This window comes from Pseudomonas sp. JAI115, assembly GCF_014200835.1.
In the GTDB taxonomy this organism is placed as follows: domain Bacteria; phylum Pseudomonadota; class Gammaproteobacteria; order Pseudomonadales; family Pseudomonadaceae; genus Aquipseudomonas; species Aquipseudomonas putida_A.
Genome location: NZ_JACHCY010000002.1, coordinates 494,986 through 521,657 on the forward strand (window position 1 = coordinate 494,986; position 26,672 = coordinate 521,657).

The 26,672-nt window shown below is 59.7% G+C and carries 22 protein-coding genes; 12 read left to right on the forward strand and 10 right to left on the reverse strand.

The features are described from left to right. Positions 1-19: 19 nt before the first annotated feature. The 5 genes from pyk to gcl form a co-directional block, all read right to left on the reverse strand. On the reverse strand, positions 20-1,435 hold the full coding sequence (gene pyk / locus HDC30_RS07370; protein ID WP_007961656.1) for a pyruvate kinase: 1,416 nt from the start codon (positions 1,433-1,435) through the stop codon (positions 20-22). Continuing rightward, the gene (locus tag HDC30_RS07375; RefSeq protein ID WP_183781977.1) at positions 1,432-2,706 is read right to left on the reverse strand and encodes a glycerate kinase; all 1,275 of its coding nucleotides are present in this window, start codon (positions 2,704-2,706) and stop codon (positions 1,432-1,434) included. The genes pyk and HDC30_RS07375 overlap by 4 nt, the downstream gene beginning before the upstream one ends. Positions 2,707-2,860: 154 nt before the next feature. Continuing rightward, the gene (locus HDC30_RS07380; protein ID WP_183781980.1) at positions 2,861-3,754 is read right to left on the reverse strand and encodes a 2-hydroxy-3-oxopropionate reductase; all 894 of its coding nucleotides are present in this window, start codon (positions 3,752-3,754) and stop codon (positions 2,861-2,863) included. Between the two features lie 161 nt (positions 3,755-3,915). Further along, complete coding sequence (gene hyi, locus HDC30_RS07385; protein ID WP_183781983.1) at positions 3,916-4,698, reverse strand: hydroxypyruvate isomerase; 783 nt, start codon at positions 4,696-4,698, stop codon at positions 3,916-3,918. A 141-nt stretch (positions 4,699-4,839) separates the two neighbouring features. Next, positions 4,840-6,615, reverse strand: a complete 1,776-nt coding sequence (gcl, locus tag HDC30_RS07390) for a glyoxylate carboligase (protein ID WP_096796234.1) — start codon at positions 6,613-6,615, stop codon at positions 4,840-4,842. Positions 6,616-6,884: 269 nt separating this feature from the next. Here gcl and HDC30_RS07395 point away from each other — a divergent pair, with 269 nt between their 5' ends. Beyond that, on the forward strand, positions 6,885-7,325 hold the full coding sequence (locus HDC30_RS07395) for a heme-binding protein (RefSeq protein ID WP_096796233.1): 441 nt from the start codon (positions 6,885-6,887) through the stop codon (positions 7,323-7,325). 212 nt (positions 7,326-7,537) lie between these two features. Next, a complete protein-coding gene (locus tag HDC30_RS07400) occupies positions 7,538-7,996 on the forward strand; it encodes an REP-associated tyrosine transposase (protein ID WP_027613944.1) in 459 nt (152 codons plus the stop codon). Between the two features lie 113 nt (positions 7,997-8,109). Here the strand turns inward: HDC30_RS07400 and HDC30_RS07405 are convergent, their stop codons facing one another. Continuing rightward, a complete protein-coding gene (locus HDC30_RS07405) occupies positions 8,110-8,715 on the reverse strand; it encodes a TetR/AcrR family transcriptional regulator (protein WP_007969638.1) in 606 nt (201 codons plus the stop codon). Positions 8,716-8,849: 134 nt separating this feature from the next. Here HDC30_RS07405 and HDC30_RS07410 point away from each other — a divergent pair, with 134 nt between their 5' ends. Further along, positions 8,850-9,764 carry a DUF808 domain-containing protein gene (locus tag HDC30_RS07410; protein ID WP_027613945.1) on the forward strand — a complete coding sequence of 305 codons (915 nt, stop codon included), beginning with the start codon at positions 8,850-8,852 and terminating at the stop codon, positions 9,762-9,764. Between the two features lie 173 nt (positions 9,765-9,937). Here HDC30_RS07410 and HDC30_RS07415 read toward each other — a convergent pair whose 3' ends face one another. Together HDC30_RS07415 and HDC30_RS07420 are read right to left on the reverse strand one after the other, a co-directional pair. Further along, on the reverse strand, positions 9,938-10,726 hold the full coding sequence (locus HDC30_RS07415) for a VacJ family lipoprotein (protein WP_007969640.1): 789 nt from the start codon (positions 10,724-10,726) through the stop codon (positions 9,938-9,940). Then, positions 10,719-12,017, reverse strand: a complete 1,299-nt coding sequence (locus HDC30_RS07420) for a serine/threonine protein kinase (protein ID WP_183781986.1) — start codon at positions 12,015-12,017, stop codon at positions 10,719-10,721. Before HDC30_RS07420 ends, HDC30_RS07415 begins: the two co-directional genes overlap by 8 nt. A gap of 223 nt (positions 12,018-12,240) precedes the next feature. Between HDC30_RS07420 and HDC30_RS07425 the strand changes: the two genes are divergently transcribed. Continuing rightward, the gene (locus HDC30_RS07425) at positions 12,241-12,609 is read left to right on the forward strand and encodes a hypothetical protein (RefSeq protein WP_096796230.1); all 369 of its coding nucleotides are present in this window, start codon (positions 12,241-12,243) and stop codon (positions 12,607-12,609) included. A 107-nt stretch (positions 12,610-12,716) separates the two neighbouring features. Here the strand turns inward: HDC30_RS07425 and HDC30_RS07430 are convergent, their stop codons facing one another. Next, positions 12,717-14,312, reverse strand: a complete 1,596-nt coding sequence (locus HDC30_RS07430; RefSeq protein WP_183781989.1) for a beta (1-6) glucans synthase — start codon at positions 14,310-14,312, stop codon at positions 12,717-12,719. A 288-nt stretch (positions 14,313-14,600) separates the two neighbouring features. Between HDC30_RS07430 and HDC30_RS07435 the strand changes: the two genes are divergently transcribed. From HDC30_RS07435 to HDC30_RS07445, 3 genes are all read left to right on the forward strand, one after another. After that, positions 14,601-15,452, forward strand: coding sequence for a glycine betaine ABC transporter substrate-binding protein (locus tag HDC30_RS07435; protein WP_098967873.1), 852 nt, complete (start codon positions 14,601-14,603; stop codon positions 15,450-15,452). Positions 15,453-15,694: 242 nt separating this feature from the next. After that, positions 15,695-16,006, forward strand: a complete 312-nt coding sequence (locus HDC30_RS07440; protein WP_027613950.1) for a DUF485 domain-containing protein — start codon at positions 15,695-15,697, stop codon at positions 16,004-16,006. Then, positions 16,003-17,661, forward strand: a complete 1,659-nt coding sequence (locus HDC30_RS07445; RefSeq protein ID WP_027613951.1) for a cation acetate symporter — start codon at positions 16,003-16,005, stop codon at positions 17,659-17,661. Before HDC30_RS07440 ends, HDC30_RS07445 begins: the two co-directional genes overlap by 4 nt. Before the next feature lie 1,004 nt (positions 17,662-18,665). On the opposite strand, the gene gltA is transcribed toward HDC30_RS07445, so the two are convergent. Continuing rightward, on the reverse strand, positions 18,666-19,955 hold the full coding sequence (gltA, locus tag HDC30_RS07450; RefSeq protein ID WP_003222994.1) for a citrate synthase: 1,290 nt from the start codon (positions 19,953-19,955) through the stop codon (positions 18,666-18,668). A gap of 363 nt (positions 19,956-20,318) precedes the next feature. Here gltA and sdhC point away from each other — a divergent pair, with 363 nt between their 5' ends. From sdhC to HDC30_RS07475, 5 genes are all read left to right on the forward strand, one after another. Then, positions 20,319-20,693, forward strand: coding sequence for a succinate dehydrogenase, cytochrome b556 subunit (gene sdhC / locus HDC30_RS07455; RefSeq protein ID WP_016773673.1), 375 nt, complete (start codon positions 20,319-20,321; stop codon positions 20,691-20,693). Further along, positions 20,687-21,055, forward strand: a complete 369-nt coding sequence (gene sdhD, locus HDC30_RS07460) for a succinate dehydrogenase, hydrophobic membrane anchor protein (RefSeq protein ID WP_003222999.1) — start codon at positions 20,687-20,689, stop codon at positions 21,053-21,055. Before sdhC ends, sdhD begins: the two co-directional genes overlap by 7 nt. A 3-nt stretch (positions 21,056-21,058) precedes the next feature. Continuing rightward, a complete protein-coding gene (gene sdhA / locus HDC30_RS07465) occupies positions 21,059-22,831 on the forward strand; it encodes a succinate dehydrogenase flavoprotein subunit (protein WP_150368038.1) in 1,773 nt (590 codons plus the stop codon). 11 nt (positions 22,832-22,842) lie between these two features. Beyond that, positions 22,843-23,547 (forward strand): succinate dehydrogenase iron-sulfur subunit, encoded by a 705-nt coding sequence (locus HDC30_RS07470; RefSeq protein ID WP_003223007.1) that lies wholly within the window; start codon positions 22,843-22,845, stop codon positions 23,545-23,547. Positions 23,548-23,806: 259 nt separating this feature from the next. Continuing rightward, entirely contained in the window at positions 23,807-26,638 is a 2,832-nt protein-coding gene (locus HDC30_RS07475) for a 2-oxoglutarate dehydrogenase E1 component (RefSeq protein ID WP_027614036.1), read from the forward strand. Positions 26,639-26,672: the final 34 nt, after the last annotated feature.

Here is a 26,672-nt window from a genome sequence, read left to right on the forward strand (position 1 = left end):
GAAGAGGCCGGTACAGGCGCTAAATCAATGTTTCAATCCGTAGCGAGTTAGTCGAACCAGGCTGCCCGAACGGCACCCCCGCAGTGATCAGCAGCGTATCGCCACGCTCGGCCATGCCTTGCGCCTGGGCGATTTCCAGCGCGGTCGAACACACTTCATCGACCTGACGCAGGCGATCGTTGACCACCGAATGAATGCCCCACGCCACGCTCAAGCGCCGCGCGGTCTGCAGGTTCGGCGTCAGGTTGAGGATCGGCGCTTTCGGCCGCTCCCGCGCGGCACGCAATGTCGAGGCGCCCGACTCGCTGTAGTTGACCAGCACCGCCACTGGCAGCACGTTGCTGATGCGGCGGATCGCGCAACTGATCGCATCGGATACCGTCGCTTCGGCTTTCGGTCGACTGACGTCGAGTTGAGTCTGATAGTCCGGACCGTTTTCCACTTGGCGAATGATCTTGCTCATCATCTGCACCGCTTCCAGCGGGTATTCGCCGGACGCGGTTTCGGCCGAGAGCATCACTGCATCCGCGCCTTCAGCCACAGCGTTGGCCACGTCAGTGACTTCAGCACGGGTCGGTGCCGGGGAGAAGCGCATCGATTCGAGCATCTGCGTCGCCACCACCACCGGTTTGCCGAGTTCGCGGCAGGTGCTGATGATGTTCTTCTGGATCTGCGGCACGCTTTCCGCCGGCACTTCGACACCGAGGTCACCGCGCGCCACCATGATCGCGTCGCTCAGTTCGGCGATTTCGCGCAGTTGTTCAACTGCTGACGGCTTCTCGATTTTCGCCATCAGGAACGCCTTGTCGCCGATCAGTTCGCGGGCCTCGAGAATGTCTTGCGGACGTTGCACGAACGACAGCGCCACCCAGTCCACGCCCAGCTCCAGACCGAAGCTCAGGTCGCGGCGATCCTTGGCGGTCAGCGGGCTCAAATCGAGCACCGCCTGCGGCACGTTCACGCCTTTGCGGTCCGACAGTTCGCCACCGTTGAGCACGGTGGTGTCGATCGCGTCGGAGTATTTGCTGACCACGCGCAGGCGCAGTTTGCCGTCATCCAGCAGCAGATCCATGCCCGCTTCGAGCGCGGCGATGATCTCCGGATGCGGCAGGTTCACCCGGCGTTCATCGCCGGGTGTGGCGTCCAGATCGAGGCGGAACGCCTGACCGCGATGCAGTTGCACCTTACCGTCGGCGAACTTACCGACGCGCAGTTTCGGCCCCTGCAAATCCATCAGAATCCCCAGTGGATAGTTGAGCTGGCGCTCGACTTCGCGGATCCACTGATAGCGCTTGGCGTGGTCGGCGTGATCGCCGTGGCTGAAGTTCAGGCGGAAGATGTTGACCCCGGCCTCGACCAGTTCACGGATGTCTTCGATGCCATCGACGGCAGGCCCGAGGGTGGCGAGGATTTTGACCTTTTTATCAGGCGTCATGATTTGCAGTTCTCAAGGATCAGGATGGCGCGGAAGTCGTTGACGTTGGTGCGGGTCGGCTCGGTGACGATCAGCGCATCGAGCGCCTCGAAGTAGCCGTAACCGTTGTTGTTATCCAGCTCGTCGCTGGCGCTCAAACCGAGGGCGGCGGCGCGGGCGTAGCTGTCCGGGGTCATGATCGCGCCGGCGTTGTCTTCCGAACCGTCGATGCCGTCGGTGTCACCGGCCAGCGCGTAAACGCCGGGCTGGCCCTTGAGGCTGTCGGTGAGGCTCAAGAGGAATTCGGCGTTGCGCCCGCCGCGACCATTGCCGCGCACGGTGACCGTGGTTTCGCCGCCGGAAAGAATCACGCACGGCGCCGCCAACGGCTGACCATGGTTGATGATCTGCCGAGCGATGCCGGCGTGGACCTTCGCCACTTCACGTGACTCACCTTCCAGGTCGCCAAGGATCAATGTGCTGAAACCGGCCTGACGGCATTTCACCGCCGCTGCATCCAGCGATTGCTGCGGGCGGGCGATCAACTGGAAATGGCTGCGAGCGAGGCTCGGATCACCGGGTTTGACCGTTTCCGATTCCGGGCTTTGCAGCCAGTTGCGCACCGACGCCGGGACTTCAATGTTGTAGCGCTTGAGGATCGCCAGCGCTTCGGCCGAAGTGCTCGGGTCGGCCACGGTCGGGCCGGAGGCGATGACCGTGGCGAGGTCGCCCGGTACATCGGAAATTGCGTAGGTGTAGACGGTGGCAGGCCAGCAAGCCTTGCCGAGGCGGCCGCCCTTGATCGCCGAGAGGTGCTTGCGCACGCAGTTCATCTCGCCGATGGTCGCGCCGGATTTAAGCAGGGCTTTGTTGATCGACTGCTTGTCGGCCAGGGTGATGCCTTCGGCTGGCAGCGCGAGCAGGGCAGAACCGCCGCCGGAGAGCAGGAAGATCACGCGGTCGTCTTCAGTCAGATTGCTGACCAGTTCCAGCACGCGTTTGGCCACGGCCAGACCGGCAGCGTCCGGTACCGGATGCGCGGCTTCGACCACTTCGATTTTTTCGCACGGAGCGCCGTGACCGTAACGGGTCACCACCAGACCGGATACTTCACCCTGCCAGCAGCGCTCGACCACCTGGGCCATGGCGGCTGCGGCCTTGCCGGCGCCGATGACGATCACCCGACCCGTGCGATCGGCGGGCAGATGGGCTTCGAGGACCTGGTTCGGATGGGCCGCGTCGATGGCTGTGGCAAACAGCTCGCGCAGCAGTTGTTGCGGATCGACCGACATGGCGGGCTCCCGGAATTCTTGTTATTCGAAAGGGCAACTCGGACCCCTTGTGGGAGCGAGCCAGCTCGCGAAGGCGGTGTGTCAGCCAACATCGATGTTGAATGTGCAACCGTTTTCGCGAGCAGACTCGCTCCCACAGGGTTTTGTGCAGGCTTTATTTTTTGTCGCGAATCGAGAAGTTGGCCATGTGTTCCAGACCCTTGATCAGCGCCGAGTGGTCCCAGTTGCTGCCACCGATCGCCGCGCAGGTGCTGAACACTTGCTGGGCGTTGGCGGTGTTCGGCAGGTTGATGTTCAGCTCCTTGGCGCCTTGCAGGGCCAGGTTCAGGTCCTTCTGGTGCAGGCTGATACGGAAGCCCGGATCGAAGGTGCCCTTGATCATGCGCTCGCCGTGCACTTCGAGGATCTTCGACGAAGCGAAACCGCCCATCAGCGCTTCACGCACCTTGGCTGGATCAGCACCGTTTTTCGAAGCGAACAGCAGGGCTTCAGCCACGGCCTGAATGTTCAGCGCGACGATGATCTGGTTCGCCACTTTGGCGGTCTGACCGTCGCCGCTGCCACCGACCAGGGTGATGTTCTTGCCCATGGCCTGAAACAGCGGCAGCGCGCGTTCGAAGGCATCGGCGTCGCCACCGACCATGATGCTCAGGGTCGCAGCCTTGGCGCCGACTTCACCACCGGATACCGGGGCGTCGAGGTATTGCGCGCCTTTTTCGTTGATCTTCTTGGCGAAAGCCTTGGTGGCGGTCGGCGAGATCGAGCTCATGTCGATCACGACTTTGCCTTTGCCGATGCCGGCAGCAACGCCGTCGGCGCGGAACAGCACGTCGTCGACCTGCGGGGTGTCCGGCACCATGACGATGATGAATTCAGCTTCCTGCGCCACTTCGCGCGGGTTGGCCAGAGCGACGGCGCCAGCGGCGACCAGATCGGCTGGAGCGGCGTCGTGGTGCGCCGACAGGAACAGGCTGTGACCGGCTTTCTGCAGGTTCGAAGCCATTGGGTGGCCCATGATGCCGGTGCCGATAAATCCGATTTTAGCCATGAGAAAATCCTCTTGTTTTTGTCTTGCTCAAGCGAAATAGGGGGTGTTGCTTTGGGTGGGAGCGGGCTTGCTCGCGAATGCGGTGGAACATTCAATATCCGTGTTGACTGAACCACCGCATTCGCGAGCAAGCCCGCTCCCACAGGTTTTTTGCAGTGTTCTTAAATTGCGTTGTGGGTTTTCAGCCAGCCGAGGCCTGCTTCAGTGGTGGTCAGCGGCTTGTATTCGCAACCCACCCAACCCTGGTAACCAATGCGATCCAGGTGTTCGAACAGGAACCGGTAGTTGATCTCACCGGTGCCCGGTTCGTTGCGCCCCGGGTTGTCCGCGAGCTGCACGTGGTTGATCTCGCCCAGGTGCGATTGCAGGGTGCGGGCCAGATCGCCTTCCATGATTTGCATATGATAGATGTCGTATTGCAGGAACAGGTTGGCGCTGCCGACCTGCTCGCGAATCGACAGGGCTTGCGCCGTGTTGTTCAGGTAGAAACCCGGGATGTCGCGGGTGTTGATCGCTTCCATCACCAGTTTGATACCCGCCGCCTGCAGCTTGTCGGCTGCATATTTGAGGTTGGCGACGAAGGTTTTTTCCACGGTGGCATCGTCCACGCCTTGCGGACGAATACCGGCCAGGCAGTTGACCTGGGTGTTGCCCAGCACTTGCGCGTAGGCAATCGCCAGATCGACCCCGGCGCGGAACTCTTCAACGCGATACGGCAGACACGCGATTCCGCGCTCGCCTTTGGCCCAGTCACCGGCCGGCAGGTTGAACAGCACTTGGGTCAGACCGTTGGCATCGAGCCTGGCCTTGATTTCGGCGGAGCTGAAGTCGTACGGGAACAGGTATTCCACGCCACTGAAACCGGCCTTGGCGGCGGCGTCGAAACGGGCAAGGAAATCCTGTTCGGTGAACAGCATGGACAGGTTGGCTGCGAAACGCGGCATGGTGGTCTCCCGTAAATCTTGTGAGGTTCCCCTTTGTGGGAGCGGGCTTGCTCGCGAAAGCGGTGGGTCAGTCAACATCGTTGGCGGATGTGAAATTGCTTTCGCGAGCAAGCCCGCTCCCACAGGGAGAGCAGTCAGCAGTTAGTCGAGCAACGAAATCGCCGTTGGCGCGTCGTTGCCGACCAGTGCCAGGTCTTCGAATTCGTTGACGGCGTTGATCTCGGTCCCCATGGAGATGTTGGTCACACGCTCCAGGATGATCTCGACAATCACCGGTACCTTGAACTCTTCGATCATTTGTTCGGCCTTGCGCAGGGCAGGGGCGATTTCCGATGGTTCGAACACCCGCAGGGCTTTACAGCCAAGGCCTTCGGCGACTGCGATGTGGTCGACACCGTAACCGTTGAGTTCCGGCGCGTTCAGGTTATCGAAGGACAGCTGCACGCAGTAGTCCATTTCGAACCCGCGCTGGGCCTGACGGATCAGCCCCAGGTACGAGTTGTTCACCACGACGTGGATGTAAGGCAGTTTGAACTGAGCGCCGACCGCCAGCTCCTCGATCATGAACTGGAAGTCATAGTCCCCCGACAGGGCCACGACTTTCCGGCTCGGATCGGCCTTGACCACGCCCAGCGCTGCCGGAATGGTCCAGCCCAACGGGCCGGCCTGACCGCAGTTGATCCAGTGACGCGGCTTGTAGACGTGCAGGAACTGCGCGCCGGCAATCTGCGACAGACCAATGGTGCTGACGTAGCAGGTGTCTTTGCCGAACACCTGGTTCATCTCTTCGTATACGCGCTGCGGCTTGACCGGCACGTTGTCGAAGTGAGTCTTGCGGTGCAGGCTGGCCTTGCGTTGCTGGCAATCCTGCAGCCAGGCGCTACGGTTTTTCAGCTTGCCGGCGGCTTGCCATTCACGGGCGACTTCGATGAACACGGTCAGCGCCGCAGCAGCGTCGGAGACGATGCCCAGATCCGGAGTGAAAACGCGGCCGATCTGCGTGCCTTCGATGTCAACGTGAATGAACTTGCGCCCTTCGGTGTAGACATCCACCGAACCGGTGTGGCGGTTGGCCCAACGGTTACCGATACCCAGTACCACGTCGGACTTCAGCAGCGTGGCGTTGCCGTAACGGTGCGACGTCTGCAGACCGACCATGCCGACCATCAGCGGGTGATCATCGGGAATGGTGCCCCAGCCCATCAGGGTCGGGATCACCGGAATACCGGTCAGCTCGGCGAACTCCACCAGCAGATCGCTGGCGTCGGCGTTGATGATGCCGCCACCGGCCACCAGCAATGGACGCTCGGCCTGATCAAGCAGGGCCAGAGCCTTCTCGACCTGAACGCGGGTCGCGGTTGGCTTGGCCAGCGGCAATGGCTGGTAGGCGTCGATGTCGAATTCGATTTCAGCCATCTGCACGTCGAACGGCAGGTCGATCAGCACCGGGCCTGGACGGCCGGAGCGCATTTCGTAAAAGGCTTTCTGGAATGCGTAAGGCACCTGGCCCGGCTCCAGAACCGTGGTCGCCCACTTGGTGACGGGCTTGACGATGCTGGTGATGTCGACTGCCTGGAAGTCTTCCTTGTGCATACGGGCGCGGGGTGCCTGGCCGGTGATGCAGAGGATCGGGATCGAGTCGGCCGAGGCGCTGTAGAGCCCGGTGACCATGTCGGTACCGGCAGGGCCGGACGTACCGATGCACACGCCGATGTTGCCGGCCTTGGTGCGGGTGTAACCCTCGGCCATGTGTGACGCGCCTTCGACGTGACGAGCGAGGACGTGATCGATGCCACCGACTTTCTGCAGGGCGGAGTACAGCGGGTTGATCGCAGCACCCGGAATGCCAAAAGCGGTATCAACCCCTTCACGGCGCATCACCAGAACGGCGGCTTCGATTGCTCTCATTTTGCTCATGGTTTTGTGCCTCTTTACGTTTTGTAATTGTATACAAGTGGCTTTGCGCAGAGTGTATTCACGGCGGACGGCGCAGGTCAATCCATTTTCTCAAGCGCCTGTTTCATTCGTCGTAAGCCCGGTTCTGCTGTGGCTTTTCGTCGCATGTGGCGCTTTTCGAGAATTATTGTATACAAAAAAATAATTCATTGTGTTCTATTTGTGGCATCGGTCTGCGGCACTTGAGCGCAGCCCCACGACTTTCCCAATAACAAAATGAGGACGGCACCATGAGCGCTTTAACCTTGAAAGTCGCAGTCAACCTGGTCAACGAAGCCATCAGCACCGGGCGCGGGATCAACGCCGCGCCACTGACCATCGCGGTACTCGATACCGGCGGCCACCTGATCACCCTGCAACGCGAAGATGGCGCCAGCCTGCTGCGCCCGAACATCGCCATCGGCAAAGCCTGGGGCGCCATCGCCCTGGGCAAGGGCTCACGCCTGCTGGCGCTGGACGCCCAACAACGCCCGGCCTTCATCGCCGCACTCAACAGCATGGGCCAGGGCAGCGTCGTCCCGGCTCCGGGCGGGGTGTTGATCCGTGATCAGGCGGGGAATGTGCTGGGGGCGATCGGGATTAGCGGCGATCTGTCGGATATTGATGAGCAGGTGGCGATCAAAGCGGTGGAGGCGCTGGGTTTGAGGGCGGATGCGGGGGTGGCGGCTTAATCCCTAGCGCCTGATTAATCGCCTTCGCGAGCAGGCTCACTCCCACATTGGATTTGTGTTTAGACACAAAATGTCTGAATACCCGAGTCCCCTGTGGGAGCGAGCCTGCTCGCGAAGGCGATCTTCCGTACACATCTTGCTAAAAGTCTGACGCTTGCTCGGAAATTCACTGAACTAGCCTTTTCATCATCAGGACATGAAAAGGCAAAGGAATGCTGGATCTATCTGCTTCAAATCGTTTGCGCATTGGTCGCTACTCCGAACAAAACCGCATCTACCTACTGACTACCAATACGGCGCGAAGGCAGCCTGTTTTCAGCGACATTGAACTGGGTCGATTGGTCGCCAGCCAATTTCGCGTCGCAGAGGCGATGGGGTTTGCCAATTCGTTGGCTTGGGTCGTCATGCCAGATCATTTTCATTGGCTGATTGAATTGAAGCGTGGTTCGCTCAGCGAGTTGATGCAGCGTACAAAATCCCTCAGCACCAAAGCCGTGAATCTCTCGACGGGTCGAAAGACCAGTCTTTGGCAATCTGGCTTTCATGATCGTGCATTGCGCAGAGAAGAAGATTTGGTGAAGTTGGCTCGGTATATCGTGGCCAACCCGTTGCGGGCTGGTCTAGTGCAGAAGCTTGGCGACTATCCGCTGTGGGATGCGATTTGGGGTTGAGCTGATATCGAGTTGCTGCCATTCGCGAGCAGGCTCGCTCCCACATTGGATATTCGCCGGTTATAAATCTCTTGTGGGAGCGAGCCTGCTCGCGAAGCGTTCAACGCGGTCTATCAGTCCGGCTCACACCCTTTCAACACCAGCCGAATGATCGTCTGCGCCGCCGCCTCGTAATCCGCCTCGTCGAGCTTGTCCTTGCCGGTGACCGCAGAGATCTGCCAGTCGAAATCGGCGTAGGTCTGGGTCGCGGCCCAGATGCTGAACATCAGGTGGTTGGGGTCGATCGGGGCGATCTGGCCGCGGTCGATCCAGCTCTGGATGCAGTCGATGTTGTGCTTGGCCTGGCTGTTGAGCTGCTCGACCAGGTCGGCGCTCAGGTGCGGAGCGCCGTGCATGATTTCGCTGGCGAACACCTTGGAGGCGAAGGGCAGGTCGCGGGAGATGCGGATCTTCGAGCGGATGTAGCCGCTGAGCACTTCGCTCGGTACGCCGTCCGGGTTGAACGGGGTCGAAGCCTGCAGGATCGGCACGATGATGCTTTCCAGGACCTCGCGGTAGAGGTTTTCCTTGGATTTGAAGTAGTAGTAGACGTTGGGCTTGGGCAATCCTGCCTTGGCGGCGATGTCGCTGGTTTTGGTCGCAGCGAAGCCCTTGTCGGCAAATTCCTCACTGGCGGCACGCAGGATCAGTTCTTTGTTGCGCTCGCGGATTGTGCTCATAAACCCGGTGGTTCCTTGCCTGTTTTGGCGGTTGCGCATGGTAGCACCGGCCTCGCGCACGGCTCAAGAATGCCCCGTGTGGCCTGCAGTCGCGGTATGCTGCGCGACATTATTCACATAAGGAAACAAGATTCATGGCAGGAAGCAGTTTGCTGGTGCTGATCGACGATATTGCCACCGTTCTGGATGATGTGGCGTTGATGAGCAAAATGGCCGCGAAGAAGACCGCCGGCGTACTCGGCGACGATCTGGCGCTCAATGCCCAGCAAGTCTCCGGGGTGCGCGCCGAGCGGGAAATTCCTGTGGTCTGGGCGGTCGCCAAGGGCTCGTTCCTCAACAAGCTGATTCTGGTGCCCTCGGCGCTGGCGATCAGTGCATTCGTGCCGTGGCTGGTGACGCCGCTGCTGATGGTCGGTGGCGCGTACCTGTGTTTCGAAGGTTTCGAGAAACTCGCGCACAAGTTCCTGCACAGCAAGGCCGAAGTTGATGCCGACCACGCGCAATTGAGCGCGGCGGTGGCCGAGCCGACCACCGATCTGGTGGCTTACGAGAAGGACAAGATCAAAGGCGCGATCCGCACTGACTTCATCCTCTCGGCGGAAATCATCGCCATTACCCTTGGTACCGTGGCCGACGCATCGCTGAGCCAGCAAGTGATCGTCATGTCCGGCATCGCTATCGTCATGACCGTCGGTGTTTATGGCCTGGTGGCCGGCATCGTCAAACTCGACGATCTGGGCCTGTGGCTGACCCAGAAATCGGGTACGGCAGCAAAAAACATCGGCAATGCAATCCTGCGCGCCGCCCCGTACATGATGAAAGGCCTGTCGGTGATCGGCACGGCGGCAATGTTCCTCGTCGGTGGCGGCATCCTCACCCACGGCATTCCCGTGGTGCATCACTGGATTGAAAGTGTCGGTGTGGCGGCCGGTAGCGCCGGGTTCGCAGTCCCTGTGCTGCTCAATGGCGTGGCGGGGATCATCGCGGGCGCGGCAGTGCTGGCGGTGGTTTCGGTGGTCGGCAAAATCTGGCGCGCAATCAAAGGCTGAACACAATAACCCTGTGGGAGCGAGCCTGCTCGCGAAGGCGTCGAGTCAGCCACCCCCTTCGGGTCTGAGACACCGCATTCGCGAGCAGGCTCGCTCCCACATTGGATTTCAGTGATCCATGAAAAAGGGCCATTCGACTCGCATCGAATGGCCCTTTTTTGTTGTCGCTGAGGTTACTCGGCAATCTGCAACTTGCGCGACTCGGTGTAGACGTAACGCACTTTCTCGTACTCGAACGGCGAGTTCATCTGACCGTAGCGGAAGTTGGTCTGGTAGCGCTTGTCGACCGCACGCAGGGCCCAGATTTCCGGGTGGTTGGAGCTGACTTCCGACACGTTCAGGTAGTTGATCGCCGATTCGGCGGTGTAGTCCACGGCGAGGCCGGCGGTGTCGCGAATGTTCGACGGGCCGAGGATCGGCAAGACGAAGTAGGCACCGCCCGGTACGCCGTAGAAGCCCAGGGTCTGACCGAAGTCTTCGCTCTGGCGCGGCAGGCCCATGGCGGTGGCCGGATCCCACAGACCGGCAATGCCGATAGTGGTGTTGAGCAACAGGCGCGCGGTGGTTTCCATCGAGCGCTTGCCCTTGAACTGCAGCAGGCTGTTGACCAGGTTCGGCACGTCGCCAAGGTTGTTGAAGAAGTTGCTCACCCCGGTGCGCAGGAAGCTTGGCGTCACGTAGCGATAACCGTCGACCACCGGCAGGAACACCCATTGGTCGAAGCGGTAGTTGAAGTGGTAGACGCGGCGGTTCCACGACTCCAGCGGGTCGTAGACGTTGAGTGCGTTGAGCGTCGAGCGCTCGAACTCACGCTGGTCCAGCCCCGGGTTGAACTTGAGTTTGGACAGCGGCTCCTTGAAGCCGTCGCTATCGACCACCACCGGCGCGTTGGCTTTGCTGTTGTCGGCCTGGGCCACGCCTGCACTGAGGAGCGCTGCAATCAGCAGGAGATATTTAGCCACGGAAAAACTCCAGCATGGCGTCGCTGTTGACGCGGTAGTTAATGTTGCCGCAATGGCCGCCCAGTGGGTAAACGGTCAGGCGATCGCCAAAGGTCTTGCGCAGGAAACCGAGGTCGCCCGGGCCGAGGATCACGTCATCAGCATTGTGCATGACGGCGATTTTCGGGCTGTCGTGCAGGTAATCCTTGAGTGCGTACAGGCTGACCTGATCGATCAGTTGCAGCAGGCTGCCGCCGTCAGTGCGCGCGCGCCACATCGGAATCACTTGTTCGGTCAGGTAGCAGTCGAAGTCGCATTGCAGCGCACGCTTGAGGAACGGCGTGAGGCTGGTGCCTTCGGTGATCGGGAATTTCGGCGGGGTGATCAGGCCACGACGGTTGATCAGGTCGGAGGTGAAGGCAATGTCGGCCGCCGAGAAACGGAACGAAGTGCCGATCAGCATCGCCATCTGTTCGTTGGTCAGATGCTGCTTCGACTGTTGGAAGTCGTAGAGCAGGGCGTCATTGAGGTCGATGTAGCCTTTCTGCTGGAAGTAGCGGGTCAGCTTGTTCAGCACCAGTTCATAGAAGGTGGTGCTGTTGTTGATGCCCTTCACCTCGGTCTGTACGAGCTTGTCGAGGTTGCTGATCGAGGTGTAGAGGTTGACCGGCGGGTTGAGCAGCAGGACTTTCTTGAAGTTGAAGCTGCGTCGGGTCTCGTCCAGATGCGCGACGAACGCGGCATCCAGCGCGCCGAGGCTGTAGCCGCTGAGGTAGTACTCGGTGACCGGCAGTTTCGGATGCTGCGCACGCACGGCCTGCATCACCCGGTACATGTCTTCGGCGTCTTCCTTGGTGATGCCCGGGGTGGCGAAGCGTGAAGCGGCGCTGATGAAGTCGAAGCTGGTGGGCGACGACAACTGCACGACGTGGTAGCCGGCCTTGTAGTAGAGCTTCTTCAGGTATTCGTTGAGCGTGCTGTCATAGCGCGCACCGGTGCCGGCGATCAGGAAGATCAGCGGCGCCGGTTTGTCCTGCTCGGCGATGCGGTAGGTGAGTTTTTTCACCGCCCAGAAATTGTCCGGGAGGATGAAGGCCCGTTCCGGGCGCAGGGTGATGCTGTGGTCGGACTGATTGATCTCGTCGTTCGACGGCAACTCCGGGCGCAGGTCCGGTGGCGTGGTGGCGATGGTCGCCTCGAACGGGTTGGTCAGGGGATAGCCATAACTGGCGGCATCGATATCCACCGCCAGTGCGGACGCACTCAAAATAAGGCCGCTGAACAGCGCGGCGAAGCGCAAGGAACGGAGCATGACTGGATCCCTTAAAGGAAGGTGCCGAATGAAGTTCGCAGGCTATGACCACCGGGCTTGCGCCAAAGTGCCATGCCTCGGCACCAAACAGGCAGAATTCGGAGTAATAGTAGCTGGACGATACACTTTGCAAGGCGCGGATGACCAGTTAACAGTTGTTAGTACTTGCCAACGGTACAAGTGCGATTAAGCTGGCCGCCGATTTCGTTGATTGGAGAGTTTCATGTCCCGCCGCTTGCCCGTGATTCTGTTGCTCGTGCTGTTGCCGCTGTGGCTGGCCGCCAGTTATGGCGCGCGTTATGGCTTCATGGAAGATGGGCAGTGGGTCGGCATCTGCGTCGATGAAGCGAGCCGTTGGGAATGCACGGTGCGCTCGAACCTGGGGCTGATGATTCACTTCAAGGTGTTGGGCTGGACGGCATTGGGCGCAGCGCTGCTGGGTTTTGTGCTGCCGGGGCGGGCAGGGTGGTGGCTGGCGGTGCTGGCGCTGGTGTTCGGGTTGCCGGCGCTGGCGTTGTACAACACGACGCTGGCGGTGTTTGCGCTGGTGATTGGCGGATTGCGGTTGGTTCGGGCATCCCGTAGCGCCTAAGAGTCAGCCTTCGCGAGCAAGCCCGCTCCCACAGGGGATTTGTGAACGCCACAGATCCAATGTGGGAGCGGGCTTGCTCGCGAAGGGGCCAGACTGGCCTCGGGAGATCAGCCTTTGCGAACCCGCAGGCAGCGCCACAGCGCCGCCACCATCAACCCACTGACCAGCGCCCAGCCCCACGCCTGCTGATTCAACAATCCTTCTTCATACAGCTGCGGCGCAATGCCGGCGCCGATGATAAAGGTCAGCAGGGCGATTTCCCGGCGTGGCACGCTGACCGGACGGCACACGAAAACCAGCGCCGGCAGAATGAACGCCATGCTGGCGAAACTGCGATAACGCGCGTCGAACACCATCTCCAGCATCATCACCGCCGCCGCAAAACCGGCCACGGCAACCAGCCATCCAGCGCGGCGTTCCAGTAGAGTGAACGCCCGTTCACGCCAACCCTGACGGTTGCTCAAGGTCAGCGCGGCATGCGCCAGCACCAACAGATTCAACGCTGTCAGCAAGCCGACCCACAGCCATTCGCTGGCAAACCGCGTGGTCACTCGCGCCAGATCGCCCCAGGCGCCGATCGAGCAGGCTGCAACTGCCGCAAGCAGGGGCAGAACCAACGCCGATTGCGTGGTGCGAACCCGGCCGCCGAGTAGCAGCGTGCCGAGGAAAATCAGCCCACCGACGCCCAGCCATTCCTTCCAGTACGGCACATTGGTCACTGGCCCGGCGAGCACGCCCTTGTCCTGGCGATCGGCGTCGAACAGGCCCCAGTAACCGCCGACCGCACCTTCGCTGCCCCGTTTCCATGGCTGGTCGAACGCTTCGATCAGGTTGTAATGCCAGCCTTCCTTCTCGGCCATCGCGACAAAACCGCGAATGAACTTGGCCTCGTTGACCCGGCTCGGCAGGGCAGTCTCACGCTGGCGACCTTCGCTGGGCCAGCCGGTCTCGCCGATCATCACGTCCTTGGGCGCGAATTTGTTGCCGAACACCTGACGCACATCCGCCACGTGTTGCAGGGCGACGTCGATATTCGACGGATCATCTTCCCAGTACGGCAGCAAGTGAATGGTCAGGAAATCTACCGCCGGCGCGACTTCCGGGTGCTTGAGCCAGAATTCCCAGACATCGGCATAGGTGACCGGTTGCTTGACCTGGCTTTTGACCTTGTTGATCAGCTTCGCCAGTTGCGCGCCGGTGACTTCCTTGCGCAGCAACGCTTCGTTGCCGACGATCACCGCGCTGACCACATCCGGGTTGGCGTTGGCCGAAGCAATCAGCAGGTCGACTTCCTTCTCGGTGTCCACCGGGTTGCTGTTGACCCAGGCGCCGATCATCAACTTCAGACCGTGCTTGCGCGCCAGTTGCGGCAGGGCTTCGAGGCCGGTCATCGAGTAGGTGCGGATGCATTCGAAGCGCGTCGCCAGCAGGGCGAGGTCGGCGTCCATGCGCTCCGGGCGCAGCTTGAACGGCACGTCGAACGGCGACTGGTCCTTGTCGAATGGCGTGTAGGAGGCGCATTGCAACTTGTGCGTCGGGGTCGCGGCGTCTGGCAGGATTACCGGTTTGCCGAGGCCGTACCAGAAGCCGCCAAGGGCAAAAAGGCCGAGCAGGCAGGCGAAGAGATAAGGAACAAACGGGAAGCGGGAAGTCGCGGACATGGTCAGGCCGAGTGGCTGCAAAGCGACGCATGTTACCTGCATTTATCCGCGGGTTGGTGGCCTGCATGATTTGCACATGCAAAGTTCGGGCGGATTGTCTGGCGCCAATTATTCAGAGGCGATTAATGGCCTTCTGATGTCGTTTCTCGGTGTATTGAGGTCGCTGACAGAGCAGGTCGCTACGGGCGTCAGGCCGATGATCGAAAGCGTCAGTACTCCACTGGCATTCGAGCGAGTTTGCGGTCAGGCGTGATGGGGGCGCTGTGCACCATAACAATACGTTGACGATGCCCGGCATCCGTCGGGCGCAGCATTTCGGGGAAGTAAACGATGAAGATGCGACGACTTTTAGGCGCAGGTGCCGCTCTGGTACTTGCGATGAGTTCCACATTCGCCAGCGCTGAAAAACAGACTCTGAACATCGGTTACGTTGACGGCTGGTCCGACAGCGTCGCGACCACCCACGTGGCGGCCGAGGTGATCAAGCAGAAACTCGGCTACGACGTGAAGCTGCAAGCCGTCGCCACCGGGATCATGTGGCAGGGCGTGGCCACCGGCAAACTCGACGCGATGCTCTCGGCATGGCTGCCGGTGACCCACGGCGAGTACTGGACGAAGAACAAGGATCTGGTCGTCGATTACGGCCCGAACTTCAAGGACGCGAAAATCGGCCTGATCGTGCCGGAGTACGTCAAGGCTAAATCGATCGAAGACCTCAAGACCGACGACACCTTCAAGAACCGCATCGTCGGCATCGACGCCGGTTCAGGCGTGATGCTCAAAACCGATCAGGCGATCAAGGATTACGGCCTGGACAAATACACCCTCAAGGCCAGTTCCGGCGCCGGCATGATTGCCGAGCTGACCCGTGCCGAGAAGAAGAACGAATCGATTGCCGTCACCGGTTGGGTGCCGCACTGGATGTTCGCCAAGTGGAAACTGCGCTTCCTCGACGATCCGAAAGGCGTGTATGGCGCGGCTGAAACCGTGAACAGCATCGGCAGCAAAGAACTCGCTACCAAGGCTCCGGAAGTCGCCAAGTTCCTGAAAAACTTCCAGTGGGCGTCGAAAGATGAGATCGGCGAAGTCATGCTGGCCATCCAGGACGGCGCCAAGCCTGAAGCGGCGGCCAAGGATTGGGTCGCCAAGCACCCGGACCGCGTGGCTGACTGGACCAAATAAAAGCAACACCGCCGTACCCCACTGTGGGAGCGAGCCTGCTCGCGAATGCGATCTGTCAGTTGATACATATTTCGACTGATCCGACGCTTTCGCGAGCAGGCTCGCTCCCACAGTTTTTTTTGTGTGCTGAAAATTGGCGAAAACGTCATGTCGTTCTAATACTAAGGTCGTCTGGAACCCGTTCCGCAGCCGCATACAGTGGATACGTTCCAACAATAATCTGTGCTGCGAGGATAAAAACAATGAACGACAGCATTTACCTCTCGATTCAAAACAGCCCGCGCTTCAAGGAGCTGGTGCGAAAAAGAGAAAAGTTCGCCTGGATACTCTCGGCGATCATGCTCGGGCTGTACTCCGGATTCATCCTGCTGATCGCATACGGGCCGCAAGTGCTCGGGGCGAAACTCAGTCCCGGTTCGTCGATTACCTGGGGTATTCCGATTGGTGTCGGTCTGATTGTCTCGGCCTTCATCCTGACCGCGATCTACGTACGGCGCGCCAACGGCGAGTTTGACGACCTGAACAATGCGATTCTCAAGGAGGCTCAGCAATGATCCGGCGTCTACTGGCTCTTTTGAGCATCGCAGCGTTCGCTCCAGCCGTCTGGGCCGCTGACGCCTTGACCGGCGAAGTCCACAAACAACCGCTCAACGTTTCCGCGATCGCCATGTTCGTGGTGTTCGTCGGCGCCACCTTGTGCATCACCTACTGGGCGTCCAAGCGCAACAAGTCGGCCGCCGACTACTATGCGGCGGGCGGCAAGATCACCGGGTTCCAGAACGGTCTGGCGATTGCCGGCGACTACATGTCGGCGGCGTCCTTCCTGGGGATTTCCGCGCTGGTGTTCACCTCCGGCTACGATGGTCTGATCTATTCGATCGGCTTCCTGGTGGGCTGGCCGATCATTCTGTTCCTGATCGCTGAGCGCCTGCGTAACCTGGGTAAATACACCTTTGCCGACGTGGCGTCCTACCGCCTCGGGCAAACCCAGATCCGCACCCTGTCTGCCTGCGGTTCGCTGGTAGTGGTGGCGTTCTACCTGATCGCGCAAATGGTCGGTGCCGGCAAGCTGATCCAGCTGCTGTTCGGTCTCGACTACTACGTCGCGGTGATTCTGGTCGGTATCCTGATGTGCATGTACGTGCTGTTCGGCGGCATGCTGGCGACCACCTGGGTGCAGATCATCAAGGCGGTGCTGTTGCTGTCCGGTGCCTCGTTCATGGCGCTGATGGTGATGAAGCACGTTAACTTCGACTTCAACATGCTGTTCTCCGAGGCGATCAAGGTTCACCCGAAAGGTGAGGCGATCATGAGTCCGGGCGGTTTGGTGAAAGATCCGATTTCGGCGTTCTCCCTCGGTCTGGCCCTGATGTTCGGTACTGCCGGCCTGCCACACATCCTGATGCGCTTCTTCACCGTGAGTGATGCGAAAGAAGCGCGCAAGAGCGTGCTGTACGCCACCGGCTTCATTGGCTACTTCTACATCCTGACCTTCATCATCGGCTTCGGCGCGATCCTGCTGGTCAGCACCAACCCGGCCTTCAAGGATGCGGCGGGCGCTCTGCTCGGCGGCAACAACATGGCGGCGGTGCACCTGGCTGACGCGGTGGGTGGCAGCATCTTCCTCGGCTTCATCTCGGCGGTGGCGTTCGCGACCATTCTGGCGGTGGTGGCCGGTCTGACCCTGGCCGGTGCTTCGGCGGTGTCGCACGACCTGTATGCCAGCGTGATCAAGAAGGGCAAGGCCAACGACAAGGATGAAATTCGCGTGTCGAAGATCACCACCATCGCCCTGGGCGTGCTGGCGATCGGTCTGGGCATCCTGTTCGAAAGCCAGAACATCGCGTTCATGGTCGGCCTGGCGTTCTCCATCGCGGCGAGCTGCAACTTCCCGGTGCTGTTGCTTTCGATGTACTGGAAGAAGCTGACCACCCGCGGTGCGATGGTCGGTGGCTGGCTGGGGCTGGTGAGTGCGGTGGGGCTGATGATCCTTGGCCCGACCATCTGGGTGCAGATTCTGCATCACGAGAAGGCGATCTTCCCTTACGAGTACCCGGCGCTGTTCTCGATGGTGATCGCGTTCATCGGGATCTGGTTCTTCTCGATCACTGACAAGTCGGCGGCGGCCGAGAACGAGCGGGCGCTGTTCTTCCCGCAGTTTGTGCGTTCACAGACTGGCCTTGGGGCGAGCGGGGCGGTTTCGCACTAAGTTCCGGTTACGTGGTTTGAGTGAAATGCCCTGGTTGAGAGATCGGGGCATTTTTTTTGTGGGCGGTTATCGGGCCAGGGCCTTCGTGTTGGTGCTTATTGAGTACATATCCGTTGCTGCGGTAACGGCGGCTTAGGGTTCCGCCCTTACGGCGGGTCACTTTTGGCAAACGCCCCAAAAGTAACCAAAAGGTCTGTGCCCTGACGTTCGGCCCTCGCTTAGGCTCGGGTTCCTTCGCTGCGGGATTCATCCGGGGGCAGCGCCTACGGTTTGCTTCGCTGCACCTCCTCTCGCTGTGTTTGGCTGCGCCAAACGGTCGCTGCGCTCCCACCCCCGGATAAATCCCTCCACTCAGCCTGCCGACGGGCCCTCAGATCAAAAGCGGTACTCGAGCTAACGCTCATCGTGTGGAGAGGAGCGGCTTCGCCGCGGGGGCAGCATGCAATCTGCACTGTAGGAGCCAGCCTGCTGGCGATGGCGGCCTACGAGCCGACCAATCTCTAATTGAATAAACCCAATCCCATGTAGGAGCTGCCGAAGGCTGCGATCTTTTGATCTGCTTTTGGCTTTGGCTTTGGCTTTGGCTTTGGCTTTGGCTCTTGATGTGGCTTTTGACCTTCAGCCCCTTCGGCAGGCCGAGCGAAGGTGTCCATCAGGGGGTGGGCGCGCAGCGCCATGCGGCGAAGCCGCATACATCGAGAGGAGGTGCAGCGAAGCAAACCGGAGGCGATGCCCCCGGATGGACACCGTAGCGAGGGAACACTGAGCCTCAGCGAAGTGCCGTACGCCGGGGGAAGCCTTTTTGGTTACTTTTTCGGCGTTTGGAAAAAGTGACCCGCCGTAAGGGCGGAACCGTAATCAGCAACACCCGAAGCAACGGATATACACCCAAAAAACCAAAAAACCAGTCGGCCCACAGGCCGCTGCAACCAGACAAACAAAAACGGCCTCTATATAAGAGGCCGTTCCCGATACAACTCAAAGACGTTATCGCAAGACAAGCCTTATTTGCGATCTTCCAGCTTGGTGATATCACGCGACTCGTAGCCAGTGTACAACTGGCGCGGACGGCCAATCTTGTACGGGCTGGAGAGCATTTCTTTCCAGTGCGAGATCCAGCCCACAGTACGCGCCAGAGCGAAGATCACGGTGAACATGCTGGTTGGAATGCCGATCGCCTTGAGGATGATCCCCGAGTAGAAGTCGACGTTCGGGTACAGCGAGCGCTCGATGAAGTACGGGTCGGTCAGCGCGATCTCTTCCAGGCGCATGGCCAGTTCGAGTTGCGGATCGTTGTTGATGCCCAGTTCTTTCAGCACTTCGTCGCAGGTCTGCTTCATGACAGTCGCGCGCGGATCGCGGTTCTTGTAAACGCGGTGACCGAAGCCCATCAGTTTGAACGGATCGTTCTTGTCCTTGGCCTTGGCGATGAACTTGTCGATGTTGGACACATCGCCAATCTCGTCAAGCATGGTCAGAACGGCTTCGTTCGCACCGCCGTGGGCAGGGCCCCACAGTGCGGCGATACCGGCGGCGATACAGGCGAACGGGTTGGCACCCGAAGAGCCCGCCAGACGCACGGTGGAGGTCGATGCGTTCTGCTCGTGGTCGGCGTGGAGGATGAAGATCCGGTCCATGGCCTTGGCGAGTACCGGGCTGATCGGTTTGATCTCGCACGGGGTGTTGAACATCATGTGCAGGAAGTTTTCCGCGTACGTCAGGTCGTTGCGCGGGTACATCATGGGTTGGCCCATGGAGTACTTGTAAACCATCGCTGCCAGGGTTGGCATCTTGGCAACCAGACGGATCGCGGAGATTTCGCGATGCTGCGGGTTATTGATGTCCAGGGAATCGTGGTAGAAGGCCGAGAGGGCGCCGACTACGCCGCACATGACGGCCATCGGGTGGGCGTCGCGACGGAAGCCGTTGAAGAAGGTTTTCAGCTGCTCGTGAACCATGGTGTGGTTTTTCACGGTGCTGACGAACTGGGCCTTCTGTTCTGCAGTCGGCAATTCGCCGTTGAGCAGCAGGTAGCAGGTTTCCAGGTAGTCCGACTTTTCAGCCAGCTGTTCGATCGGGTAGCCGCGGTGCAACAGAATGCCGTTGTCGCCGTCGATATAGGTGATCTTCGATTCGCACGAGGCGGTCGACATGAAACCCGGGTCGAAAGTGAAGCGGCCCGTGGCCGTCAGGCCCCGAACATCGATTACATCGGGACCAACGGTGCCGGTTAAAATGGGCAGCTCGACGGGGGCTGCGCCCTCGATGATCAACTGCGCTTTTTTGTCAGCCATGTGGCCTCCTATTTATGCTTGAACCATCAGACAGACCCCCCACGCAGGGCCCGCACCACTATAGTGAGATAAATTCGAATGTCAATTTGCCTAAAGTCTTGCTCCAGAAGGCTTTAAGCGCACTTTTTCCTCGAAATTGACTGCCATTTACGCCTTTTATACGACTTGTGCAATCAGCTATTTGGGGTAGGTGATTGCGTTGTCATTAGTAGCCTAACTGTCTATACTCGGCCACCGACCGCCAAGGGCTTTTGGGCTTGCTTTCATTGGGGGTCGCATCCCTGGGTGGTGGTTACCTGACCAGTGCACTCCCCAACAACTTTGCCCTGATTGTTAGGGGCTCTTCAGTGTGAAAAAAAAGCCGTGAAAAGCCAACGACCTGTAAACCTAGACCTAAGGACCATCAAACTCCCAGTCACTGCTTACACGTCCATTCTTCACCGTATCTCCGGTGTCATCCTCTTCGTGTGCCTTGCCATCATGCTTTACGCATTGGACAAGTCGCTGAGCTCCGAGGAAGGCTTCGGTCAGGTGAAAGCGTGTCTGACCAGTCCGCTAGCCAAGCTAGTGATTTGGGGCATCCTGTCCGCTCTGCTGTATCACCTGGTTGCCGGTGTGCGCCATTTGATCATGGACATGGGCATCGGTGAGACGCTGGAAGGCGGCAAGCTGGGCTCGAAAATCGTTATCGCCGTTTCCGTGGTGGTAATCGTTCTGGCAGGAGTCTGGATATGGTAACTAACGTCACGAATCTCTCGCGTTCGGGCCTCTATGACTGGATGGCGCAACGTGTGTCGGCGGTCGTTCTCGCGGCTTACTTCATTTTTCTGATCGGATACGTCGTGGCCCACCCAGGCCTCGAGTACGCCCAGTGGCATGAACTGTTCGCCCACAACGGGATGCGTATTTTCAGCCTCCTGGCCCTTGTTGCTCTCGGCGCTCACGCCTGGGTCGGCATGTGGACCATCGCGACTGACTACCTGACGCCAATGGCGTTCGGCAAGTCCGCGACGGCTATACGTTTCCTTTTCCAGGCAGTATGCGGCGTTGCGATGTTCGCTTACTTCGTCTGGGGTGTGCAGATTCTCTGGGGTATCTGAGTCATGGCTAACATTCCAACGATTTCTTTCGACGCCATCATTATTGGTGGTGGCGGTGCCGGCATGCGCGCTGCGCTGCAGCTGGCGCAGGGCGGTCACAAGACTGCGGTGATCACCAAGGTTTTCCCGACCCGTTCGCACACTGTATCCGCCCAGGGCGGCATCACCTGCGCGATCGCGTCCGCTGACCCGAACGATGACTGGCGCTGGCACATGTACGATACCGTCAAGGGTTCCGACTACATCGGTGATCAGGACGCTATCGAATACATGTGTCAGGAAGGCCCGGCTGCCGTTTTCGAGCTGGACCATATGGGTCTGCCGTTCTCGCGTACCGAGCAAGGTCGTATCTACCAGCGTCCGTTCGGTGGTCAGTCCAAGGACTACGGTAAAGGCGGTCAGGCTGCCCGTACCTGCGCAGCGTCCGACCGTACCGGTCACGCGTTGCTGCACACCCTTTATCAGGGCAACCTGAAAGCCGGTACCACGTTCCTGAACGAGTACTACGCTGTCGACCTGGTGAAAAACCAGGAAGGCGAGTTCGTCGGTGTGATCGCGATCTGCATCGAAACCGGCGAAACTTCGTACATTCGCGCCAAGGCCACCGTACTGGCTACTGGCGGTGCTGGCCGTATCTACGCCTCCACCACCAACGCCCTGATCAACACCGGTGACGGCGTTGGCATGGCGCTGCGTGCTGGCGTACCGGTACAAGACATCGAAATGTGGCAATTCCACCCGACCGGCATCGCCGGCGCCGGTGTACTGGTGACCGAAGGTTGCCGCGGTGAAGGTGGTTACCTGATCAACAAGCACGGCGAGCGTTTCATGGAGCGTTATGCTCCGAACGCGAAAGACCTCGCTGGTCGTGACGTGGTTGCCCGCTCGATGGTTAAAGAAATCATCGCCGGCAACGGTTGCGGTCCGAATGGCGACCACGTAATGCTCAAACTCGACCACCTGGGCGAGGAAGTGCTGCACAGCCGTCTGCCAGGCATCTGCGAACTGTCGAAGACTTTCGCACACGTTGACCCGGTGGTTGCTCCGGTTCCGGTTGTACCGACCTGCCACTACATGATGGGCGGCGTTGCCACCAACATTCATGGTCAGGCGATCACCCAGAACGCCGATGGCGTGGATCAGATCATTCCTGGTCTGTTCGCCGTAGGTGAAGTGGCTTGCGTATCGGTACACGGTGCCAACCGTCTGGGCGGCAACTCGCTGCTCGACCTGGTGGTATTCGGCCGCGCTGCCGGCCTGCACCTGGAAAAGGCGCTGACCGACGGCATCGAATACGACGACGCTACCGAAGCCGACATCGAAGCTGCCCTGTCGCGTCTGAACGCGCTGAACGGCCGTACCGATGGCGAAGACGTGGCTACCCTGCGTCGCGAGCTGCAAAGCTGCATGCAGAACTACTTCGGTGTATTCCGCACTGGCGAATACATGCAGAAGGGTATCGCTCAGCTGGCCGATCTGCGCAAGCGCATCGCCAACGTGAAGATCAACGATAAGTCGCAAGCGTTCAACACCGCGCGTATCGAAGCTCTGGAACTGCAAAACCTGCTGGAAGTGGCTGAAGCTACCGCCATCGCGGCCGAAGTACGTAAAGAGTCCCGCGGCGCTCACGCCCGTGAAGACTTCGAAGACCGTGACGACGAAAACTGGCTGTGCCACACCCTGTACTTCCCGGGTGAGAAACGCGTCGCCAAGCGTGCCGTAAACTTCTCGCCGAAGACTGTTCCGACTTTCGAACCTAAAGTCCGGACTTATTAAGGGTGACCGCCATGTTGCAAGTCAGTGTTTATCGCTACAACCCTGATCAGGACGCTGCGCCGTTCATGCAGGAATTCCAGGTCGATACCGGTGGTAAAGACCTGATGGTGCTGGACGTGCTGGCCCTGATCAAAGAGCAGGACGAGGGTTTCTCCTATCGTCGCTCTTGCCGTGAAGGCGTCTGCGGCTCCGACGGCATGAACATCAACGGCAAGAACGGCCTGGCGTGCATCACGCCGCTGTCCGCTGTTGTAAAAGGCAACAAGTTGATCGTTCGTCCGCTGCCAGGTTTGCCGGTCATCCGTGACCTGGTTGTCGATATGAGCATCTTCTACAAGCAATACGAGAAGGTTAAGCCTTACCTGCAGAACGACACGCCGGCTCCGGCCATCGAGCGTCTGCAGTCCCCTGAAGAGCGTGAAAAGCTCGACGGTCTGTACGAGTGCATCCTGTGCGCCTGCTGCTCGACCTCGTGCCCGTCCTTCTGGTGGAACCCGGACAAGTTCCTGGGCCCGGCTGCCCTGCTGCAAGCGTACCGCTTCCTGGCAGACAGCCGTGATACCAAGACGTCCGAGCGTCTGGCTTCGCTCGATGACCCGTTCAGCGTCTTCCGCTGCCGGGGCATCATGAACTGCGTCAACGTATGTCCGAAAGGCCTGAACCCGACTAAGGCCATCGGTCACATCCGTAACATGCTGCTTTCGAGCGGCGTGTGATTCAGCTGCTGTAACCGTAGAACCGCTGTAACGAAGAGGCTGTGGCGCGGGCTTCAACCCGCGTCATGGCTATAACCAGAGCAGTAGCCACAAGCTGCAGCTCTTATTTTGAAGAAATGAGACAAGCAGGGGCATCCGGGCTGGTACCCGGACTATCAGCGTGATCCTAAGTGGCTTGTTTTGGTCGCTGCATTCGGACTTCTGCAAGTTTGCTCGGTATTGACGCCGATGGTGTTCCCCTAACCGAGGGTGACCAAGCATGCAAGAAAGCGTGATGCAGCGCATGTGGAACAGCGCCTACCTTTCAGGTGGAAACGCTGCCTATGTGGAAGAGCTTTATGAGCTCTACCTGCACGACCCTAACGCTGTGCCAGAAGAGTGGCGCACCTACTTTCAGAAGCTGCCTGCCGACGGCAGCTCTGCCACTGATGTTTCGCACTCCACAATTCGCGATCATTTCGTGCTGCTGGCAAAGAACCAGCGCCGCGCCCAACCGGTTTCCGCCGGGAGCGTGAGCAGTGAGCACGAGAAGAAGCAAGTTGAAGTGCTGCGATTGATCCAGGCCTACCGTATGCGTGGCCACCAGGCAGCCCAGCTTGACCCGCTGGGGCTGTGGCAGCGTCCTGCACCTGCAGACCTGTCGATCAATCATTACGGCTTGACCAATGCCGATCTTGATACGACCTTCCGTGCCGGCGACCTGTTCATCGGCAAAGAGGAAGCGAGCCTACGCGAAATTCACGAAGCGTTGCAGCAGACATATTGCCGCACCATCGGCGCTGAATTTACGCACATCACCGATTCCGAGCAGCGCCAGTGGTTCCAGCAGCGTCTGGAAAGCGTGCGTGGTCGTCCGACGTACTCCGCCGACATCAAGAGCCACCTGCTTGAGCGCGTGACTGCCGGTGAAGGCCTGGAAAAATACCTGGGCACCAAATACCCGGGCACCAAGCGTTTCGGTCTGGAAGGCGGCGAAAGCCTGATTCCGATGCTCGACGAGCTGATCCAGCGTTCCGGTTCCTACGGCACCAAGGAAGTCGTCATCGGCATGGCCCACCGTGGCCGTCTGAACGTGCTGGTCAACACCTTCGGCAAGAACCCGCGCGAGCTGTTCGACGAGTTCGAAGGCAAGAAGAAGGTCGAGCTGGGTTCCGGTGACGTCAAATACCACCAGGGCTTCTCGTCCAACGTGATGACCACTGGCGGTGAAGTTCACCTGGCCATGGCGTTCAACCCGTCCCACCTGGAAATCGTTTCCCCGGTGGTAGAAGGTTCGGTTCGCGCCCGTCAGGATCGTCGTAACGACCCGACCGGTGAGAAGGTGCTGCCGATCTCCATCCACGGTGACGCTGCATTCGCAGGTCAGGGCGTGGTCATGGAAACCTTCCAGATGTCGCAGACCCGCGGTTTCAAGACCGGCGGTACCGTGCACATCGTGATCAACAACCAGGTCGGTTTCACCATCAGCAACCCGCTGGACTCGCGTTCCACCGAGTACGCCACCGACGTTGCGAAGATGATCCAGGCGCCGATCCTCCATGTGAATGGTGATGATCCGGAAGCCGTGCTGTTCGTGACCCAGCTGGCCATTGATTACCGCATGCAGTTCAAGCGTGACGTGGTGATCGACCTGGTCTGCTACCGTCGTCGCGGCCACAACGAGGCCGACGAGCCAAGCGGCACCCAGCCGCTGATGTACCAGCAGATCACCAAGCAGCGCACCACCCGTGAGCTGTACGCTGATCGCCTGACTCAGGCCGGTGTACTGGACGCTGAACGTGTTCAGGCCAAGGTCGACGAGTACCGCAACGCGCTGGACAACGGTCTGCACGTAGTGAAATCGCTGGTCAAAGAGCCGAACAAAGAGTTGTTCGTGGACTGGCGTCCGTATCTGGGCCACGCCTGGACTGCGCGTCACGACACCCGTTTCGATCTGAAGACCCTGCAGGAACTGTCAGCCAAGCTGCTGGAAATTCCGGAAGGCTTCGTGGTTCAGCGTCAGGTCGCGAAGATCTACGAAGACCGTCAGAAGATGCAAGCCGGCGGCCTGCCGATCAACTGGGGTTACGCCGAAACCATGGCGTACGCGACCCTGGCGTTCGAAGGTCACCCGATCCGCATGACCGGTCAGGACATCGGCCGCGGTACGTTCTCGCACCGTCACGCTGTACTGCACAACCAGAAAGACGCCGGCACCTACATTCCGCTGCAGAACCTGTACGACGGTCAGCCACGCTTTGACCTGTACGACTCGTTCCTCTCGGAAGAAGCGGTATTGGCCTTCGAATATGGTTACTCGACCACCACGCCAAACGCGCTGGTGATCTGGGAAGCCCAGTTCGGCGACTTCGCCAACGGTGCACAGGTTGTTATCGACCAGTTCATCACCAGCGGCGAACACAAGTGGGGCCGTCTCTGCGGTCTGACCATGCTGTTGCCACACGGCTACGAAGGTCAGGGCCCTGAGCACAGCTCGGCTCGTCTTGAGCGTTACCTGCAGCTGTGCGCCGAGCACAACATTCAGGTGTGCATGCCGACCACCCCGGCCCAGATCTACCACTTGCTGCGTCGTCAGGTGATTCGCCCGCTGCGCAAACCTCTGGTAGTGCTGACGCCGAAGTCGCTGCTGCGCCACAAGCTGGCCGTCTCGACCCTGGAAGATCTGGCTGAAGGTTCGTTCCAGACCGTGATCCCGGAAATCGATGCCCTGGACCCGAAAAAGGTCGAGCGCGTTGTTCTGTGTAGCGGCAAGGTCTACTACGACCTGCTGGAAAAACGTCGTGCCGAAGGCCGTGACGATATCGCCATCGTGCGTATCGAGCAGCTGTATCCATTCCCTGAGGACGACTTGAAAGAGGTCCTGGCGCCTTACACCAACGTCAAGCATGCCGTCTGGTGTCAGGAAGAGCCGATGAACCAGGGCGCCTGGTACTGCAGCCAGCACCACCTGCGTCGCAGCATCGGTAACCTCGACAAGTCTCTCGTACTCGAGTACGCGGGCCGTGAGGCTTCTGCTGCCCCAGCTTGTGGTTACGCATCGATGCACGCCGAGCAGCAGGAAAAACTGCTGCAAGACGCGTTTACCGTTTAACGCCTTCGCGCACCTGAAACCGAATTTAAGGAAC